Below are 18,357 nucleotides of genomic sequence, written 5' to 3'. Positions count from 1 at the left end.
CTAAGCGGAGGCAGGCCTCCGGGATTCCGGAGGGGTGCCTCCACTAAGCTAGCGGAGGGTTGCCTCCGGTTGCAACCAGGACGAGGTGACGCACGTCATGACCAGCGCGGGGCAGGTGCCCGAGGTGTTCGCGCAACGCCCGAAGCGGGCCGACGCACGGCGCAACTACGACGCTCTGGTCGCCGCTGCGCGCGACGCGTTCGCCGAGAACGGCGCCGCCGCCTCCCTGGAGGACGTGGCCCGCCGGGCCGGGGTCGGCATCGGCACGCTCTACCGCAACTTCCCCAGCCGGCGGCACCTCTTCGAGGCCGTGTACGTCGAGGAGGTCCGGGCGCTGAGCCGCTCCGCCGAGGACCTGGCCGAGCTGCCACCGTGGGACGCGCTCGTCGCCTGGTTGCACCGCTTCGTCGCGTACGTCGCCACCAAGCGGGCGCTCGCCGAGCATCTGCTGCACGACTCGGAGATCTTCCGGAGCTGCCGGACGGAGATCTACTCCGCCGGCGAGCCGCTGATGCGTCGCGCCCAGGCCGCCGGCGTGGTCCGTGACGACATCGGCTTCGACGACGTGGTGCGGCTGATCAGCGGCCTCACCATGGCCCAGTTCCCGTCACCCGAGCAGCGCGACAGGGTGCTCGGCGTGGCCCTGGACGGGCTGCGCGCCTCCACCCGCTGACGCTCGCCCGGCCGGTCAGCGGTCGACCAGCAACAGCCACTCGTCATCGAGCTGTTGGACCACCGCGCCCGCCGGCCAGCGGTGACCGGGATCGACCACCGCCCGGGCCTGATCGACCTGCGGTGGCCGGCTGAACTGCGTGTCGCGGAAGCTGGCCATGCTGTGGAACCGGGCCCGGCCGAAGTTCGCGGCGTCGGTGAAGCGGGCCTGGTCGAACAACGCCTCCGCCCCGAACACCGTCCAGCGGAACAGCGCCATGTTCGTGAAACGGGCAGCGTGGAAGTTGGCCGACCGGCCGAACTCGGTGTGCTCCATCGACAGGGCGCCCTCGAAGACGGCCTGCCGGAACGTGGTGGAGTCCTCGAAGCGGGTCGCGTCGAAGCTGGTCGGCTGACCGAAGGTCACCTGGCGAAACGAGGTATGACCGGCGAAGGTGGACCGTCGACAGGACAGGCCGTCGCTGAACGTGGCCCCGTCGAAGGTGGCCTGACCGCTGACGCGGACGCCGTCCAGCAGGACCTCACCGTCGGCCGCGACGCCCTCGAAGACCACGTCGCCGAAGGTCGCCGCCCCGAGTAGGACACGCCCCCGCACCGTCGCGCCCGCGAAGGTGGTCGTGCCGGTGAACGCCGTCGCCGTGAAGTTCGCGTCGACCAGCATGCAGCCCGTGGCGTCGAAGTCGACCAGCGTGGCACCGGTCAGGTCCAGCACCAGCTCCGGCCAGTGGGCCACGTCGTCCGCCCACAGGTGGCGGGTCAGCACACGCTGCGCGGTACGCCGGACCTCCGTCTCGCGCGGCTCGTCGTCGGGCGCCGGCATCCGCAGGTACGCGCAGAGCACCGCCCCGATCGTCGGGCGCTGCCCAGGGTTGTCCTGACCGAGGCGTTCCAGCGCGTGCAGCCCGCCGAGGCGTACCGCCGCGCTGTCGTTGCCGAGCAGCTCGACGGCCCGGGTGTAGAGCTCGGTCAGTCGACGTTCGGCGGCGTCGTGCTCGGCGGCGGTGGACTGCCGGTCCTGCTGGCGTTGCGCGGCTTCGGCCACTGACTCGGCGTGCGCCTGCGCCCGGTCGCGGTGGGCCTGGTCCCGGGCGGCGACGCTCTCCTGGTGCCGCTGCGCGCGTTCGGTGATCCACTGGCGGCGGGCGGCCAGGAGCAGGGCGAGACCTCCGCCGGTGCCGGCGACCACGGTCAGGCCGGTGCGGATCGCGTCGATGCGCAGCGTGGCGCGGGTGTCCGGCTGGCTGGCCCGGTCGGCCTCGGTGAGCAGCAGGTCCAGCACCAGCCAGCCCAGGGCGGCGGCGAGCAGCAGGCCGACCAGGACCAGCCACCAGGGCATCACCCGTAGTTGGCGCTCGGTGGGTTCGTCGGCGGCCACGGCCACAGCATGCCATCCGCCGACCCGACCCGGGGTGCGCGCGCCGGGCCGGTGGTCCGATGTGGAGCGCCGCGATTTGCGCGTTTGCGCCCTCGCCGGGACAACGGGTTACCGGCGCGTAACAAGTCATTGACGTTTCTGAATTGTTGCGGGGATGATCGTCGCACGGTCGACCGGACACCCCCACCCACCTGCCCGGTACGCCGGGTGCCTCCCCCCGGAGGTGCAGCCATGCTGCTCCGAAAGACCGCCCTCGTCGTGTCCCTCGTCGCCGCCGCCCTGTTCGCGTCCGCCGGCACGGCGACCGCCGCCCCCGCCGATCCCACCCCGGCTCCCGTCACCCCCGAAGCCTTCGCCGCCGCGGCCGCGGCCAACCCGGTGATCGTGGTCGGCGGGCTCAGTGGCATCGCCGTCGCGTACGAGCCGATGGCCGCCCGGCTGCGCGCCGACGGCTACCGCACCTTCATCTACCAGTTGCCGGGGCTGGGCCTCGGCGACATCCCCACGTCCGCCCGCGCGTTCGCCACCTACGTCGACCAGGTGCGCGCCAGCACCGGTGCGGCGACAGTGGACGTCGTGGCCCACTCCGAGGGTGGCCTGGTCAGCCGCTACTACCTCAAGCGGCTCGGCGGCACCGCCGCCATCGGGCGCTACGTCAGCCTCGGCACACCGCAGTACGGCACCTACGTCGCCAACATCGTGGCGTTCCTCGGGCTGGGCAGCTGCGCCGGTGTCGTGGCCTGCCAGCAGATGACCATCGGCTCGGCGTTCCTCGCCGACCTCAACGCCGGCGACGACACCCCCGGCGCGGTGCGCTACACCACCATCCGAACGCTTCAGGACGAGCTGGTCCGGCCGACCGGGAACGCCGTGGTCAACGATGGTGCGACCAACGTGCTGATCCAGACGTACTGCCCGCTGCGGGTGGTGGGGCACCTCGGCCTGGTGCTCGACGGCACGGCGTACACCATCGTGCGTGGCGCCCTGGTCGACGGCCCGGTGCGACCCAACTGCCTCGCGCTCTGACCCGGTCCACGGGGGTGGTCCCGGCGGGACCACCCCCACGGGCGCGCGACGGTGAGTGTCGGGTCGGCGACGGTACGGCGAAACGGGATGGCAGACATCAGGTGTCCTCGATAGCCTGCTGCGGCTGTCCACTCGCGACAGAGCAAGCGACTTTCCCAAGGAGCAGCGCGCATGACCGAGCCGCATTCCGTGCCGCCGGAGGGCACTCCGCCGACCGTGCCGCAGCTCGACGTCCGGGCCGCCGAACCGCCGGCGGCCGACACACCGCCGCCCACCGGGGGATTCGCCGACCGACCGCCGGGCTATCCGAGCGCGCTGGTCTGGCTGCGCGCCGGGATCCTGCGGGACTGGCGCGGCGTGCTCGGTGCCTTCTTCGCCACCTGGTTCTACCTGCCGGTCGCGCTGCTCCTGGCGTTCTGGGGTGGTCTCGTCCTCGCTGTCGGCGGGCTCTTCGCCGGCGGGTTGGGCGCCGATGACCAGCTGCCCCAGGTGCTGCGCGACGCGCCGCTGCTCGGCCCCCTGCTGGAGGCGTTCCTGACCCGCACCGGCGGGGCCCTCGGCGGCGTGGTCGGCTTCGTCGTCGGGTTCCTCGGCGGCTTCCTCGCCGTGCTGGTGGTGCCCTGGCTGGGCGCCGACGCCGGGCCGCTCACGGTGGTCACCGGCCTGGTCGGCACGGTCGCCGCGGCGGCGCTGATCGGGGTGCTCTACACGCTCTACCGGGTGCTGCTGGAACCGCGACTGCTGGTGGTCTCCGGTGCCCGTCAGCCCAGCCGCCGCGAGTACGCGCGGCTGCGCCCGGTGCTGGACGACTGCGCCCGACGGCTCGGCCTGCCCAGCGTGCCGCGGCTGCTCATCGAGGACGATCCGGTCCTGAGCAACGCCCGCACGTACGCCCGGCACGTGGTGGTCACCACCGCCGTGCTGACCGAACCGGACGACGAGATCGCCGCGCTGTTCAGCCACGAGCTGGTGCACTGGCGCACCGGGGACGAGATCACCAGCGCCTTCGTCCGTGGTGTCGGTCTGCCGCTGACCCTCGCGCACGCCCTGCCGACCTGGCTGATGCGGACCTTCCCGCACCCGGCCACCAACTTCGTGGTCTTCCTGTTCTTCTGGCCGGTGCTGCTCACCATGCGGTACGTGGTGCTGCCGCTGCACGCCCGTGACGTCCGGGCCGCGGAATACCGGGCCGACCTCGGTGCCGTGCTCACCGGGCACGTCGAGGGAATGCGGCGCGTGCTGGAGCGGCGACTGTCCTTCGAGACGGGCCGCAGCGGCTGGGACGAGGCGGTCTGCGCCACCCACCCGCCGCACGAACTGCGGCTCGACGCCCTGGAGCGGGCGTCGGTGGCCGGTGTGTCCGCCGGGGCGGGCGAGCCAGCGGTCACCGTCGAGCGGCTGTTCGGCCACTCCGGTCCGGTCGGCACCCGCCGCACCTGGCTGCTGGTCGGCGCCCTGATGCTGGCGGCCTGCGCCGGCACCGGCGGGCTCGGCGTGGTGCAGTGGGCGTTCTTCCGCCCCCAGTCGACGGTCGACGGATACTTCTCCGCGCTCGCCGACCGGGACAGCGACGCCGCGCTCGGCTTCCTGACCGACCAGAACGGTGTCACCGACCGCAAGCTGCTCGCCCAACTGCTGCGCGGCGAGGGCTACCAACCACCGACCGACGTGGAGATCAGCTCACTGGAACGCGACGGCGACGCCGCCACCGCCATCGTGGCGTACCGGCTGGGCGGCGCGGCGCAAACCTCCACGGTCAGCCTGCGTCGTGACGACGAGGCGACCGCCGGGCTGTTCCACGGCTGGCGGGTCGACGGTGGGCTGGCCGCGCTCAACACGCCGATCGCCGGCCCCGGAGTGCGGCTCAACGGGGTGGAACTGCCCGGCGCCGCCGAGGGCCCCGCGCTGATGCTGCTGCCCGGCGGCTACACCGCGACCGGCCCGTCCAGCGCGCTCAGCGAGACGCCCGCCGAGACCGTGGTGGTCGGCCCCGGGCAGAGCGCGGCGACAGTGCAACTGGCTCCGGTGCTCAAGCCCGCGGCGGGCGAGGCCGTCGAAGCCCGGGTGCGCGCCTGGTTGGACGAGTGCGCCAAGCAGACGGTCGCCGCGCCACCCGGCTGCCCGTTCCGCTACTACGGCAGCTCCGCGCAGAAGGTCACCTGGAAGATCCTGGAGTACCCGAAACTCACCGTCGAACTGACCGGCCCGGCCAGCGCCCAGGTCGCCACCCCGTACGAGACGCAGGGCAAGGTGCAGGTCAGCGGCACCACCACGTACTTCGGCACCAACTCACCGTTCACCGAGGAGGACGCGTTCACCGTCGCGGGTGTCGCCACCGCCGACGGGGACGCCGTCGCCTTCCGACCCGCCGCCAACTGACCGGGGAGAGACCGTGACCGACAGCTTCGCCGCAGCCCGGCTGCCCGTGCGGCTCACCATCAACCCCCGGCAGCGGCAGCCCCCGTCGGTCGACCTGCTGACCTGGATCCACCGCCAGCCGGAGTACCGGCCGGTGGTCCGCCAGGCCGGTGGCGGCGGGGGCCGGCCGGGCTTCAGCGACGCGGTGATCATCGCGGTGCTGGCCCAGGGGCTGCTCCCGGGTCTGTTCAACCTGTTGCAGTCCTGGGTCGACCAGCAGCGCACCGAGGCGAGCATCCGGATCCAGGCCGGAGACACCGAGGTGGAACTACAGGTGAGCGGGCGCACCGACTCGGCCCGCCTGCTGGCCCAGGCAACCCAGGCGCTGCGGGCCGCCCGCGAGCCCGGCCCGGACGCCGACCGGGAGCCCGGCGCGGACGCCGTCGACTGACACCGACGGCGTCCGCACCGGTGGGTCAGCTCGCCTTGGCGAGCGCCTCGAACTCGTCGTCGGTGAGCCGTACGTCGGCAGCGCCCACGTTCTCCTCCAGGTGCGCCACCGAGGACGTACCGGGGATCGGCAGCATCACCGGCGAGCGGCGCAGCAGCCAGGCCAGCGCGAGCTGCGCGGGCGACGCGCCGTGCGCGGTGGAGATGGCGTCCAGCGGGCCGCCCGGGCGGGCCAGCTCGCCGGTCGCGATCGGGAACCACGGGATGAACGCGAGGTCGTTGCGCTCGCAGTACTCCAGCACGTCCTCGGCGCTGCGGTTCGCGAGGTTGTACAGGTTCTGCACCGACGCGATCGTGGTGATCGCCCGGGACTCCTCGATCTGCGCGACGCTCACCTCGGACAGACCGATGTGCTGGATCTTGCCCTCCTCGCGCAGCAGCGCCAGCTCACCCAACTGGTCCGCGAGCGGCACCTTCGGGTCGATCCGGTGCAGCTGGTACAGCGGGATGCTGTCCAGGCCGAGGTGCCGCAGGCTCAGCTCACACTGCTGGCGCAGGTACTCCGGGCGGCCCAGCGCACGCCAGTCGCCCGGGCCGGAGCGGCTCAGCCCGGCCTTGGTCGCGATGACCAGGTCATCGGCGTACGGGTGAAGGGCCTCCCGGATCAGCAACTCCGAGACGAACGGGCCGTACGAGTCGGCTGTATCGATGAACGTCACGCCCATCTCGACCGCGCGGCGCAGCACCCGGACCGCCTCGGCCGGGTCCTTCGGGTCTCCCCAGACACCCGGGCCGGTGATCTGCATCGCCCCGTAGCCGAGCCGGTTGACGGTGACGTCGCCACCGATGCGGTACGTGCCGGACGCCTTCGCGGGCTGCTCACTGATGTTGGTCGCCATTGGCCGATCCCCAATCGTCGTGTCGTGGGGGCGTGGAAAGGCCCACCCGCCACCAGATAGATCATCCCCCGGCAGCCGGCCGGTATTCCGCTCGTCGGTCGACTGTGTGCGTGGACACCTCACCCGCAAGCCGCGTCGGGCGGTCGCCTGGAGTCCGCGCCGGGCATTGCCCGGAAGCTGCCGGTACGACCGGGGCGTCCGTGCGACGCTGGCCGGAGCCGGTGCCTTCCGGCGCGACGGCAGAGGGAGCACCCATGGCGGGAGTGCCGCAGGTCAACTTCGCGCTCGACACGTACGAGTGCATCGTGATCTATCCCGGCGCGGCCGGACGGGTCCTGCCCGCCGAGACCGTGCAGCGGTTGCAGGCCGAGCACGCCGAGCACATGCAGGCGCTACAGCGAAGCGGCATCATCCTGGTCGCCGGTTCGGTGGACGGGCCGGCCCGCGAGCCGGAGCCACCGATCGGCTTCGGTCTGGCCCGCACCGGCAGCGTCGACGACGTCCGCAGCGTGCTGGAGGCCGACCCGGCGGTGCAGGCCGGGCTCTACCGGGTGGACGTGCTGACCTTCCTCTGCCCGGCCGGATCCCTGGAGTTTCCGCTGGTGAAGACGGAAAGCTGACCACCCGGTCAATCGACGGCTGTCGTGATGGCGACGGCGCTCGGCTGCCTGCCGGTGTTACGGTCGCGCCCAGCGAGGGCCGCCGCCGGGGCGTACCCGGAAAGCCTTGGGTAGGCCCCGGTCGAGGAGTCGCCATGATCTCCGCCGCCACCCCCGATGTCGCGACGGCCACCACCCGGCTGCGCGCCCTGCTCGGCGATCGGCTGCACGAGCCGGGCGATCCGGCGTACGTCACCACCACGACGCTCTGGAACGGTGCGGTTCAGCGCACGCCGGTCCTGGTGGCCCAGTGCCTGGACGCCGACGAGGTGGCCCACGCGGTCCGCGTCGCCGCCCAGTGCCACCTGCCGCTGTCGGTCCGCTCCGGAGGGCACGACTGGGCGGGCCGGGCGCTGCGCGACGGCGGTGTGGTGCTCGACCTGACCGGTCTGCGCGCGGTCGACATCGACGTGGACGCGGCCACGTTCACCATCGGCGGCGGTGTCACGGCTGCCGGGCTGCTGGCCGCCGCCCGCCCGTACGACCTGGTGGTGCCCACCGGCACCGTTGGCGGCGTGGGCATGGCCGGGTTGGCCCTCGCCGGCGGGTACGGCCCGCTGTGCGGCCGGTTCGGGCTGACCCTGGACAGCCTGCTCGGCGCGGAGGTGGTCCTCGCCGACGGCCGCCGGGTCACCGCCGACCCTCGACACGACGCCGAGCTGTACTGGGCGCTGCGCGGCGGCGGTGGGAACGTCGGCGTGGTCACCGAGCTGCGTTTCCGCGCGCACCGGCTGCCCGGCGTGCTGGCCGGCATGATCATGTTCGCTCTGGCGGAGGCGCCGGCCGTCCTGCGCGGCTACGGCGCGCTCATCGCCGAGGCCCCGGACGAGCTGACCGTGATGACCGGCTTCCTGCCCGGCCCGGCCGGCGAACCGGTCATCTTCGTCTGCCCGTTCTACAGCGGCCCGGACCTGGACGCCGGGCTGCCGTGGATGGATCGGCTACGCGCGCTGGGCACCCCGCTGATCGACCAGATCGCGCCGATGCCGTACGCGGACGCGCTGCGGATGTTCGACGGCGGGATGGTCGACGGCAACCACTACCTGCTGCGTACCCGCTGGCTGCCCGCGCTCACCGACAGCACGGTGGACGTGCTCGTCGACGCGGCCCGGCAGGTCAGCTCCCCGTTCTCCGCGCTGGCCGTGCACCACTTCCACGGCGCGGCCACCCGGGTCCGTCTCGCCGACACGGCGTTCGGCCTGCGCACCGACCACCTGCTGACCGAGATCATCGCGGTCTGGGCACCCAGCGACCAGGCCAGGCCACACCGGGAGTGGGCCGAGCACACCTCGGCGGCGCTCGCACCGCACGCCCTGCCCGGTGGCTACCCCAACCTGCTCGCCCCCGAGGAGACCGACCGGGTCCAGCTCGCCTACGGCGCGAACTGGCCGCGGCTACGCCGGGCCAAGCACCGCTACGACCCGCGTGACCTGCTCACCGCGGTGCCCACCCTGCCCCGGTCGCGGCGCTGATGGTGACCTGCCGCCGGGAGCACCCCGACAGCGCACGCCACCGGAGGCGTACGATTCCCGGCGCGCGGTCGCCGTTGCCCGTCGCCACAACGTTCCCGGTGCGGTTCCACCCGCCGGCCCGACGCGCACCGCGCGTCGTTGGACACATGTTCCGCTGCCTGCAATGGGTCGGCCCCGAGTCCGACCTGAAGGAGAGACTAGCCTGATGGGCGTGACACGCCGCGTAAAGATCGTCTGCACTCTGGGTCCCGCCACCTCGTCCCCGGAGCGCATCCGGGGTCTTGTCGAGGCCGGCATGAACGTGGCGAGGCTCAACTTCAGCCACGGCAGCCACGCCGACCACGAGGCGGTCTATCGACTGGTCCGGGAGGCGTCCGAGGCGGCAGGTAAGCCGGTGGCCGTCCTCGCCGACCTCCAGGGCCCCAAGATCCGGCTCGGCAAGTTCGCCGACGGCCCGCACGAGTGGCGCACCGGCGACTCGGTCGTGATCACCGGCGACGACATCATCGGCACCAAGGAGCGCGTCTCCTGCACCTACCAGAAGCTGCCGCACGAGGTGAAGCCCGGCGACCGGCTGCTGATCGACGACGGTCGCGTCGCCGTCGAGGTCACCGACGTCACCGGCAACGACATCCGCTGCCTGGTCACCGAGGGCGGCCCGGTCTCCAACAACAAGGGCGTCTCGCTGCCCAACGTGGCTGTCAGCGTGCCCGCCATGTCGGACAAGGACGCCGAGGACCTTCGCTTCTCCCTGGGCCTCGGTGTCGACCTGGTCGCGCTGTCCTTCGTCCGCTCGGCCGAGGACATCAAGCTCGTGCACGGCATCATGGCCGAGGAGGGCGTGTTCCGCCCGGTCCTGGCCAAGGTCGAGAAGCCGGAGGCGGTGGAGCACCTGGAGGCCATCGTGCTGGCCTTCGACGGTGTCATGGTCGCCCGCGGTGACCTCGGTGTCGAGATGCCACTGGACCAGGTGCCCCTGGTGCAGAAGCGCGCCGTGCAGCTGTGCCGGGAGAACGCCAAGCCCGTCATCGTGGCCACCCAGATGCTCGACTCCATGATCGAGAATTCCCGCCCCACCCGGGCGGAGGCGTCCGACGTCGCCAACGCGGTGCTCGACGGCGCGGACGCGGTGATGCTCTCCGGCGAGACCAGCGTCGGCAAGTACCCGGTGCTGACCGTCAGCACCATGGCCAAGATCGTGACGACCACGGAGTCCGGCTCGATCGGCGTGCCCCGGTTGCAGCACGACCCGCGTACCCACGGCGGCGCGCTCACCGTCGCCGCCTCGTCGATCGCCCGGGCCATCAACGCCAAGGCGCTCGTCGCCTTCTCGCAGACCGGCGACACCGTCCGACGGCTGTCCCGCCTGCACTGCGACCTGCCGCTGCTGGCCTTCACGCCGGTGCCCGAGGTGCGCGACCAACTCGCCCTCTCCTGGGGCGTGGAGACCTTCCTGATGCCGTTCGTGCAGCACACTGATGACATGTTCCGTCAGGTCGACCAGGCGCTGCTGGGCCTCAACCGGGCCAACCCGGGTGACTACGTGGTGATCGTGGCCGGAAGCCCACCCGGCACCCCCGGCTCGACCAACACGCTGCGCGTACACCAGCTCGGGTCGCTGGTCGACGCGGCGTCGGCGCGGGCGCTGCAGTGAGCGACGGTCGGGTCGCGGTCGGCCAGGCCGCCGTGGACCAGCTCCTGGAAGTGCTGGACCTCGACCCGACCGGGGACATGACCTTCCGGGGGATGAGCCCCCCGGTCGGCCCACAACGGGTGTACGGCGGCCAGGTCGCAGGTCAGGCACTGGTCGCCGCCGGCCGCACTGTCGACCCGGAGCGCTTCGTGCACTCGCTGCACGGATACTTCGTCCGCCCCGGCGACCCGGTCGAGCCGATCGAGTACCAGGTGGAGAACATCCGCGACGGCCGGTCCTTCTCGGTTCGCCGCGCGGTCGCCCTCCAGCACGACAAGCCGATCTTCTTCATGTCGGCGTCGTTCCAGCGGGCCGAGGAGGGTCTGGACCACCAGGTCATCGCCCCGCTGGACGTACCCATGCCGCAGGACGTGCCGACGATGACCGACCGGCTCTCCCGCTACCCGGAGCGGCTGGGCATCTGGGGCCAGATCCCGCGTCCGATCGACGTGCGCTACGTGGGGGAGCCCGGCTGGGTCCGTCCCGGTGACCGGCCCGCCGACCCGCACCAGCGGGTCTGGATGCGCATCGACGGCAAACTGCCGGACGATCCGCTGCTGCACGCCTGCGCGCTCACCTACGCCTCGGACCTCACCCTGCTCGACTCGGTGCTCTCCGCGCACGGTGAGGTGTGGGGGCCGGGCGGGCTGGTCGGCGCCAGCCTGGACCACGCGCTGTGGTTCCACCGGTCGTTCCGGGCCGACGAGTGGTTCCTCTACGACTGCCTGAGCCCGTCGGCGTCCGGCGCGCGTGGGCTGGCCACCGGCCGGATGTTCACCACCGACGGCCAGCAGATCGCCAGCGCCGTCCAGGAGGGCCTGCTCCGCCGCGTCGGCGCCTGACCTTCTCGATCATCCCCGCCAGGCGCGCGTCCGCAACGGCCGCGTCGTGGCGGGGATGAGGCGGGTCAGGCCTGGTAGATGGCCTCGCCGGCGATCTCGATCTGCACCGTCTTGCCGACCAGCACTCCGCCGCTCTCCAGGATGACATTCCAGAGCAGGCCGTAGTCCTCGCGGTTGATCTCGGCCGTCGCGCTGAATCCGAAGATGTTCTGCCCGTACGGATCACGACGGCTGCCACCGAAATTCACCTCCAGGTCGACAGCCCGGGTGACCCCCTTCGCCGTCAACTCACCGGTGAGGACGAATCGTCCGGGTGTGCTGTCGGACTGCGGCGGAACAATGTGACTCCGGCCTCGTCCACCCAGCCGATGGTTGCGCAGACGGGCCCACTGGAATATGGGATCCTCGGTGCCCTGCCATTTGATTCCGGTGCTTCGATATTCGAGGGTTGGATAGCGCTCCACATCGAGGAAGTCGGCACTCTTCAGATGTGTGTCCCGGTCGACACTGCCGGTGGTGATGCTGGCCGACATTATGGTGGCCGTCACAGAGGAGAGCAGCGGGTCCTCCGCCACGATGATCTCGGCGGTGGCCTCGGCGAACTCGCCGCGCACCGGGCTCACCATCATGTGCCGGGACAGGAAACCGATCCGCTTGTGCGCCTGATCGAGAAGATAGGTGCCGGCGACCGGGATGGTCATGCCATCCCAGGTGCGTGTGGCGACATCGGTCATCGTATTGCCTTCCCCCCGAGCGCACCCGGGTGTTTATCTATATCTTGCCGGCGGCCACGTAAACGGCCGGACATTCGTACTCCCGCCCAGCATAAGGACGCTCCAGAACAGCATTTCGGCCCCCACCGCGCGGTGGATCATGACGCGCTTTCGCCGCTGCGCATTGGTGGCGGGAACGGGCGCGAGCGGCACGGATTTCCATCGATGCGTACCCGATCGGCCGAGGGTCGCCCGCCCAGCCGGCTGACCAGCGACTAACCTTGCCGGCATGCGCCTATCCGCCCGGGTCGACTATGCCCTCCGCGCGGCCGCCGAGCTTGCCGCGACGGCCAGTGGTCCTGGGCGCAGCCGGCCGGTCACGGCCGACCAGATCGCCCGTGCCCAGGAGATCCCGCCGAAATTCCTGGAGAGCATCCTGTTGCAGCTGCGCCGCGGCGGCATCGTGCACGCGCAGCGTGGCCCGGAGGGCGGCTACTGGCTGGCCCGCCCCGCCGAGGAGATCTCCCTCGCCGAGGTGATCCGGGTGATCGACGGCCCGCTCGCCCACGTACGCGGGCATCGTCCCGAGCAGCTCGGCTACCACGGTCCGGCCCGGGCGCTCCAGGAGGTCTGGATCGCGCTGCGGGCGAGCGAGCGGGAAATCCTGGACCTGGTCAGCATCGCCGACGTGGCAGCGGGCACCCTGCCCGCACGGGTCACCGAGCTGGTCGCCGACCCGCGCGCCTGGATCTGAGCGCCGCCCCGCACCGCCCGGCGGCCTCTGCCGCGATGCGCGCCCTTGACGTCGTCCTCGGCGGCGCGCCGCGTCTGTTGTCCTCGCAGTGCGGCCACTGGTTACGTCATCCGTGGTGCTGCGCGGCGTGATGTCGTCTCTCGTGCCGCGCTCCGCATGGACGCGTCCCATCCACCGATCGGGGGCTTGACCCTGGCAGCCCCGTGCCGCATTGTCGACCAAGTCGATAGGAGATGCCGAAAAGTCAGGGGGCGCTCGTGCGCAAGCTGCTGGTCCTCGCTCTGGTCGGGCTCGTCGCGCAGCTGATCGACGGCTCGCTCGGCATGGCGTACGGGTTGACCTCGTCCACCCTGCTGCTGGTCGCCGGGGTAGCCCCGGCCGCCGCCTCGGCCTCGGTGCACCTGGCCGAGATCGGCACCACCCTCGCCGCAGGCGTCGCGCACTGGCGGTTCGGCAACGTCGACTGGCGGGTGGTGAGCCGCATCGCCCTACCCGGCGCGATCGGCGCCTTCGCCGGCGCCACAGTGCTCAGCTCGATCTCCACCGAGGCGGCAGCGCCGTGGATGGCTGCCATCCTCTTCACCCTTGGCGCGTACCTGCTGATCCGCTTCGCCCGACCGCTGCGCACCGATCGGGTCGGCGGCCGTCTGCGCGGTCGTTTCCTCGGCCCCCTCGGCCTGGTCGCCGGCTTCGTCGACGCGACCGGCGGCGGCGGTTGGGGCCCGGTGGCCACCCCGGCACTGCTGGTCTCCGGCCGCATGGAACCCCGCAAGGTGATCGGCTCGGTGGACACCTCCGAGTTCGTCGTGGCCGCCGCCGCCAGCGTCGGTTTCCTGATCGGGCTGGGCACCGAGGGGTTCCTGCTGCCCACCGTCGCGGCACTGCTGATCGGCGGGCTCATCGCCGCCCCGCTGGCCGCCTGGCTGGTGCGCATCGTCCCCGCCCAACTCCTCGGCGCGGCCGTCGGCGGCGTGATCGTGCTGACCAACGCCCGCACCCTGCTCCGCTCCGCCGAACTGGACGGCCCGGTCCGCCCCATCACGTACGCCCTGCTGGCCGCCGGCTGGCTGGCCGCCCTGGTGCTGGCCGTGCGGGCCCTGCGCCGGACCCGCCTGGCCCGCGCCGAAGCAGCGACCGCCGAGGCCGCCGCTGCTGCCCCTCACGCCCTTGCTGCTGCTCCCGCCACTCCGGCCGCGGTGGTCGCGGGCGAGTTGGCCGCGACGGGTACGCCCAACCAGCGCTGAACGCGCGCCACACCCGCTCGACGGTCAACGCCGCGCTTTCCGGGGTTGACCCGTCAAGATCGCGCGGAAGATCCGCGCAACATCAGGGATGTTGCTGCCTCCCGCGCGCCGGAGGCAGCAACATCAGGGAAGTTGCGCGGATCTTGGTGCGGGGTGCGGGGTGCGGGGTGCGGGGTGCGGGGTGCGGGGTGCGGGGCGCGGGGCGCGGCGGGGTGCGGCGGGGTGCGGGGGGAGGGGGCGTCAGGGGGTGAGCAGGTCTTTGGCCGCGTGGGCGAGCAGCGTCCAGGCCTCGTCGACGTGCGCTTCGGTGGTCTGCGGGGAGCCGATGGCCATGCGCAGCGTGTAGCGGCCGGCGACCCGGGTGTGTGTCAGGTGCACCCGCCCGGTGTCGTTCACCCGGGCCAGCAGTGCGGCGTTGACGTCGTCGCCAGCGCGCAGTCGGAAGCAGACCAGTGAGAACGGGTGTGCCGCCGCCAGCTCGAAGCGGTCGTCGGTGCGCACCCGATCGGCGAACTGGGCGGCGAGCGCCACCCCGGAGCGGATGTGGGCCCGTAGCCCTTCGGCGCCGTACCAGCGCAGCACGAACCACAGCTTCAGGGCCCGGAAGCGCCGGCCCAGCGGCACCTGCCAGTCCCGGTAGTCGATGACCGCGCCGGAGTCGGAGGCGGCGTTGCGCAGGAACTCCGGCAGCACGGTGAGCGCCTCGATCAGCTCGGCGCGGTCGGCCACCCAGAACGCGTCGCAGTCGAAGCCGGTGAGCAGCCACTTGTGCGGGTCGAAGCAGTACGAATCGGCGTGCTCCAGGCCGGCGTGCGACCACCGCAGCTCGGGGCAGACGGCGGCGGAGCCCGCGTACGCGGCGTCGACGTGCAGCCAGATCCCGTACTCGGCGCAGATCGCCCCGATCTCGGGCAGTGGGTCGATGGCGGTGGTGGAGGTGGTGCCGATGGTCGCCACCACGATGGCGGGAACGTCACCGGCGGCCAGGTCGGCCTCGATCGCCGTACGCAGCGCGTCGGGCAGCAGCGCCTGGGTGTCCGGGTCCACAGCGATGGACCGGACGCCGTCGCTGCCCAGCCCGGCGATGCGTACGGCCTTCTCGATGGAGGAGTGGCCGTGGGTGGAGGTGTAGGCGCGGTAGCGCCGGTCGATGCCGGTGTCGCGCCAGCGCCCTCCGCTGGCCCGGTGTAGTGCGGCCAGGGTGGCCACCAGCGTCGCCGAGGAGGCGGAGTCCTGGATGACTCCGCCGCCGCTGCCGGTCGAGCGGAACCGCTGCGGCAGGTCCAGCAGGTGGGCCAGCCAGTCCATCATCACCGTCTCCAGCTCGGTGCAGGCCGGGCTGGTGGCCCAGAGCATGCCCTGCACACCGAGCCCGGAGCTGACCAGGTCACCGAGCACGCTCGGGCCGGAGGTGTTGGCCGGGAAGTAGCCGAAGAAGCCGGGGTGCTGCCAGTGGGTCAGCCCCGGTACGACCATGGAGTCCAGGTCGGCGAGGACCGCCTCGACCGGTTCGCCGCCGGTGGTCGGTGGCGTGGTGGGGAGGGCGGCGGCGACGGTGCCCGGCGGGTCGGACGGGGCGACCGGTCGCTGTTCGACAGTCGCCCAGTAGTCGGCGATCCAGTCGACGACGGCATGGCCGGCTCGGCGGAACTCGTCGGGGCTCATGTGCGGGGCGCTCACACCCACGAGTTGATCAGGTGGCGCCTGCCGGGGCAAGACCCGAAAATGAACGACGGTTGTCGATATTGCGTACCGGAAAGCGCTTGCCTTACGATGCGCGGTGAGCCGGATCCGCGAGTTCCAGGGCGTTCAACCCCGATCAGATCGCCGTCCGCCGCAGTCGCGGCCGGGCCGGTCCACTGTGCTTCCCGGGCAGGGGTCAGTGGGCCGCAGCGATCACCACCGGATCCCCGGAGGCAGTCCATGCACCCGTCCAGACATCGGCTGATCCTGCTCGCCGGCACGACGGCCGCCGCCGTCGTGGCCGGCACCCTCGGCACGGTCGCCGCTTCGGCCGCCGCCGTCGGCTGCCGGGTCGACTACCAGATCACCAACCAGTGGCAGGGCGGTTTCGGCGCCAACGTCACCGTCACCAACCTCGGCGACCCGGTCAACGGGTGGGCCCTCACCTGGTCGTACGCCGCCGGGCAACAGGTCACCCAGGCGTGGAACGCCACAGTCACCCAGTCCGGTGCCCAGGTCACCGCCCGCAACGTCGACCACAACGCCGCCATCGCGACCAACGGCACCGCCACGTTCGGCTTCAACGGCTCCTGGACCGGCAGCAACCCGGTGCCGGGCAGCTTCGCGCTCAACGGCACCACCTGCACCGGCGCCCCACCCACCGGCGAACCGACCACGCCACCCCCGACCACGCCACCGCCCACCACCCCACCCCCGACCACGCCACCGCCGACCACTCCGCCGCCGTCGGCTGGTGTGTTGCAGATGGAGAACCTGGACCGCGGGTTGATCAGTGTCCGCTCCGGCAGCGGCAACCTCGTCTCCTGGCGGCTGCTCGGCACCGAGACCTCCGGGGTCGCGTTCAACCTCTACCGGGGGGCGACAAAGGTCAACGCCAGCCCGATCACCGGCGCCACCAACTACCTCGACAGCGGCGCGGCGGCCGGCTCGGCGTACACCGTGCGGGCCGTGGTGGGCGGCGCCGAGCAGGCGGCGTCGGCACCGGCGTTGCAGTTCGGCGCGGGCTACCTGGACGTGCCGTTGCAGGTCCCGGCCGGCGGCAGCACCCCCAGCGGTGAGAGTTACAGCTACAGCGCCAGCGACGCCTCGGTGGGTGACCTCAACGGCGACGGCAGCTACGAGATCGTGCTCAAGTGGGAGCCGTCCAACGCCAAGGACAACTCCCAGTCCGGCTACACCGGCAACGTCCTCGTCGACGCGTACACCCTCGGCGGCACCCGGTTGTGGCGCGTCGACCTGGGCCGCAACATCCGCGCCGGCGCCCACTACACCCAGTTCCAGGTGTACGACTACGACGGCGACGGCCGCGCCGAGGTGGCCATGAAGACCGCCGACGGCACCCGCTCCGGCACCGGCCAGGTCATCGGCTCGTCGTCGGCGGACCACCGCAACTCCAGCGGCTACGTGCTGTCCGGTCCGGAGTACCTGACCATGTTCAACGGGCAGACCGGCGCGGTGCTCTCCACCGTCAACTACGACCCGCCGCGCGGCACCGTCTCCTCCTGGGGCGACTCGTACGGCAACCGGGTGGACCGGTTCCTCGCCGGCACCGCCTACCTCGACGGGCAGCGTCCCTCCCTGATCATGGCCAGGGGTTACTACACCCGAGCGGTGATCGCGGCCTGGGACTTCCGCGACGGCACGCTGCGCAAGCGCTGGACGTTCGACTCGAACGCCTCCGGCAACGGCGCCGCCGCCGGGCAGGGCAACCACCAGCTCTCCGTCGCCGACGTCGACTCCGACGGCCGGCAGGAGATCGTCTACGGGGCCGCCACCATCGACGACAACGGCCGGTTGCTGCACTCCACCGGCAACGGGCACGGCGACGCCATGCACGTCGGGGACCTCGACCCGGGCCGCGCCGGCCTGGAGGTGTTCAAGGTCGACGAGGACGCCAGCAAGCCCAGCTCCTACTTCGCCGACGCCCGTACCGGTCAGGTCCTCTGGTCCACACCGGCCTCCGGCGACAACGGCCGGGGAGTCTCCGCGGACATCTGGGCCGGCAGCCCCGGCGCGGAGTCCTGGTCGTCGGCGGCCACCGGGCTGGCCAACACCCGGGGGCAGAACATCGGCCGCAAGCCGTCGTCGGCGAACTTCCTCGCCTGGTGGGACGGTGATCCGGTGCGGGAACTGGTCGACGCCACGAAGATCGACAAGTACGGCACCGGTGGCGACACCCGGCTGCTCACCGGCAGCGGGGTGGCGTCCAATAACGGCACCAAGTCCACCCCGGCGCTCTCCGGCGACATCCTGGGCGACTGGCGTGAGGAGGTGATCTGGCGAACCACCGACAGCCGGGCGTTGCGCGTCTACAGCACGCCCACACCGACCAGCACCCGAATCCACACCCTGATGCACGACCCGCAGTATCGGGTGGCGATCGCGTGGCAGAACACCGCCTACAACCAACCGCCACACCCGGGGTTCTTCATCGGTAACGGGATGGCCGACCCGCCCACCCCGAACATCTACCTACGCTGATCTGACCCCTGGTGG

The 18,357-nt window shown here is 71.9% G+C and carries 15 protein-coding genes; 11 read left to right on the top strand and 4 right to left on the bottom strand.

The features are described from left to right. Window positions 1-97 precede the first annotated feature (97 nt). Entirely contained in the window at window positions 98-673 is a 576-nt protein-coding gene (locus CLT68_RS29615; RefSeq protein ID WP_099855916.1) for a TetR/AcrR family transcriptional regulator, read from the top strand. Window positions 674-688: 15 nt separating this feature from the next. Here the strand turns inward: CLT68_RS29615 and CLT68_RS29610 are convergent, their stop codons facing one another. Further along, window positions 689-2,047 (bottom strand): pentapeptide repeat-containing protein, encoded by a 1,359-nt coding sequence (locus CLT68_RS29610; RefSeq protein WP_143743291.1) that lies wholly within the window; start codon window positions 2,045-2,047, stop codon window positions 689-691. A 231-nt stretch (window positions 2,048-2,278) separates the two neighbouring features. On the opposite strand from CLT68_RS29610, the gene CLT68_RS29605 reads away from it, so the two are divergent. The 3 genes from CLT68_RS29605 (at window position 2,279) to CLT68_RS29595 (ending at window position 5,882) form a co-directional block, all read left to right on the top strand. After that, window positions 2,279-3,073, top strand: coding sequence for an esterase/lipase family protein (locus tag CLT68_RS29605; protein WP_099855912.1), 795 nt, complete (start codon window positions 2,279-2,281; stop codon window positions 3,071-3,073). Window positions 3,074-3,244: 171 nt separating this feature from the next. Then, the gene (locus CLT68_RS29600; RefSeq protein WP_099855910.1) at window positions 3,245-5,452 is read left to right on the top strand and encodes a M48 family metalloprotease; all 2,208 of its coding nucleotides are present in this window, start codon (window positions 3,245-3,247) and stop codon (window positions 5,450-5,452) included. Between the two features lie 13 nt (window positions 5,453-5,465). Continuing rightward, window positions 5,466-5,882, top strand: coding sequence for an effector-associated constant component EACC1 (locus tag CLT68_RS29595; protein ID WP_099855908.1), 417 nt, complete (start codon window positions 5,466-5,468; stop codon window positions 5,880-5,882). Between the two features lie 25 nt (window positions 5,883-5,907). On the opposite strand, the gene CLT68_RS29590 is transcribed toward CLT68_RS29595, so the two are convergent. Further along, window positions 5,908-6,780 carry an aldo/keto reductase gene (locus tag CLT68_RS29590; RefSeq protein WP_088949308.1) on the bottom strand — a complete coding sequence of 291 codons (873 nt, stop codon included), beginning with the start codon at window positions 6,778-6,780 and terminating at the stop codon, window positions 5,908-5,910. Between the two features lie 254 nt (window positions 6,781-7,034). Between CLT68_RS29590 and CLT68_RS29585 the strand changes: the two genes are divergently transcribed. The 4 genes from CLT68_RS29585 (at window position 7,035) to CLT68_RS29570 (ending at window position 11,446) form a co-directional block, all read left to right on the top strand. Then, a complete protein-coding gene (locus CLT68_RS29585) occupies window positions 7,035-7,400 on the top strand; it encodes a YciI family protein (protein WP_088949307.1) in 366 nt (121 codons plus the stop codon). Between the two features lie 134 nt (window positions 7,401-7,534). Next, window positions 7,535-8,911 (top strand): FAD-binding oxidoreductase, encoded by a 1,377-nt coding sequence (locus CLT68_RS29580; protein WP_099855905.1) that lies wholly within the window; start codon window positions 7,535-7,537, stop codon window positions 8,909-8,911. Window positions 8,912-9,116: 205 nt separating this feature from the next. After that, window positions 9,117-10,565 carry a pyruvate kinase gene (pyk, locus tag CLT68_RS29575; RefSeq protein ID WP_088949305.1) on the top strand — a complete coding sequence of 483 codons (1,449 nt, stop codon included), beginning with the start codon at window positions 9,117-9,119 and terminating at the stop codon, window positions 10,563-10,565. Further along, the gene (locus CLT68_RS29570; protein ID WP_099855903.1) at window positions 10,562-11,446 is read left to right on the top strand and encodes an acyl-CoA thioesterase; all 885 of its coding nucleotides are present in this window, start codon (window positions 10,562-10,564) and stop codon (window positions 11,444-11,446) included. Before pyk ends, CLT68_RS29570 begins: the two co-directional genes overlap by 4 nt. 65 nt (window positions 11,447-11,511) lie before the next feature. Here CLT68_RS29570 and CLT68_RS29565 read toward each other — a convergent pair whose 3' ends face one another. Continuing rightward, the gene (locus CLT68_RS29565) at window positions 11,512-12,180 is read right to left on the bottom strand and encodes a YceI family protein (protein ID WP_099855901.1); all 669 of its coding nucleotides are present in this window, start codon (window positions 12,178-12,180) and stop codon (window positions 11,512-11,514) included. Window positions 12,181-12,448: 268 nt separating this feature from the next. Between CLT68_RS29565 and CLT68_RS29560 the strand changes: the two genes are divergently transcribed. Both CLT68_RS29560 and CLT68_RS29555 read left to right on the top strand, forming a co-directional pair. Then, the gene (locus CLT68_RS29560) at window positions 12,449-12,913 is read left to right on the top strand and encodes an RrF2 family transcriptional regulator (RefSeq protein ID WP_099855899.1); all 465 of its coding nucleotides are present in this window, start codon (window positions 12,449-12,451) and stop codon (window positions 12,911-12,913) included. Window positions 12,914-13,170: 257 nt separating this feature from the next. After that, complete coding sequence (locus CLT68_RS29555) at window positions 13,171-14,157, top strand: sulfite exporter TauE/SafE family protein (RefSeq protein ID WP_099855897.1); 987 nt, start codon at window positions 13,171-13,173, stop codon at window positions 14,155-14,157. A 240-nt stretch (window positions 14,158-14,397) separates the two neighbouring features. Here the strand turns inward: CLT68_RS29555 and CLT68_RS29545 are convergent, their stop codons facing one another. After that, a complete protein-coding gene (locus CLT68_RS29545) occupies window positions 14,398-15,837 on the bottom strand; it encodes a pyridoxal-dependent decarboxylase (RefSeq protein ID WP_486482378.1) in 1,440 nt (479 codons plus the stop codon). Window positions 15,838-16,080: 243 nt separating this feature from the next. Between CLT68_RS29545 and CLT68_RS29540 the strand changes: the two genes are divergently transcribed. Next, complete coding sequence (locus tag CLT68_RS29540; RefSeq protein WP_099855893.1) at window positions 16,081-18,342, top strand: rhamnogalacturonan lyase family protein; 2,262 nt, start codon at window positions 16,081-16,083, stop codon at window positions 18,340-18,342. The last annotated feature ends 15 nt before the right edge of the window (window positions 18,343-18,357 follow it).

The organism is Micromonospora sp. CNZ299, assembly GCF_002754415.1.
This window is presented reverse-complemented; position numbering and strand designations above follow the sequence as displayed.

Bases quoted from the DNA above. Each gene is read 5' to 3' on its own strand.
- CLT68_RS29615 (WP_099855916.1), top strand. From the start codon at position 98: ATGACCAGCGCGGGGCAGGTGCCCGAGGTGTTCGCGCAACGCCCGAAG.
- CLT68_RS29605 (WP_099855912.1), top strand. From the start codon at position 2,279: ATGCTGCTCCGAAAGACCGCCCTCGTCGTGTCCCTCGTCGCCGCCGCC.
- CLT68_RS29600 (WP_099855910.1), top strand. From the start codon at position 3,245: ATGACCGAGCCGCATTCCGTGCCGCCGGAGGGCACTCCGCCGACCGTG.
- CLT68_RS29590 (WP_088949308.1), bottom strand. From the start codon at position 6,780: ATGGCGACCAACATCAGTGAGCAGCCCGCGAAGGCGTCCGGCACGTAC.
- CLT68_RS29585 (WP_088949307.1), top strand. From the start codon at position 7,035: ATGGCGGGAGTGCCGCAGGTCAACTTCGCGCTCGACACGTACGAGTGC.
- CLT68_RS29580 (WP_099855905.1), top strand. From the start codon at position 7,535: ATGATCTCCGCCGCCACCCCCGATGTCGCGACGGCCACCACCCGGCTG.
- pyk (WP_088949305.1), top strand. From the start codon at position 9,117: ATGGGCGTGACACGCCGCGTAAAGATCGTCTGCACTCTGGGTCCCGCC.
- CLT68_RS29565 (WP_099855901.1), bottom strand. From the start codon at position 12,180: ATGACCGATGTCGCCACACGCACCTGGGATGGCATGACCATCCCGGTC.
- CLT68_RS29560 (WP_099855899.1), top strand. From the start codon at position 12,449: ATGCGCCTATCCGCCCGGGTCGACTATGCCCTCCGCGCGGCCGCCGAG.
- CLT68_RS29540 (WP_099855893.1), top strand. From the start codon at position 16,081: ATGCACCCGTCCAGACATCGGCTGATCCTGCTCGCCGGCACGACGGCC.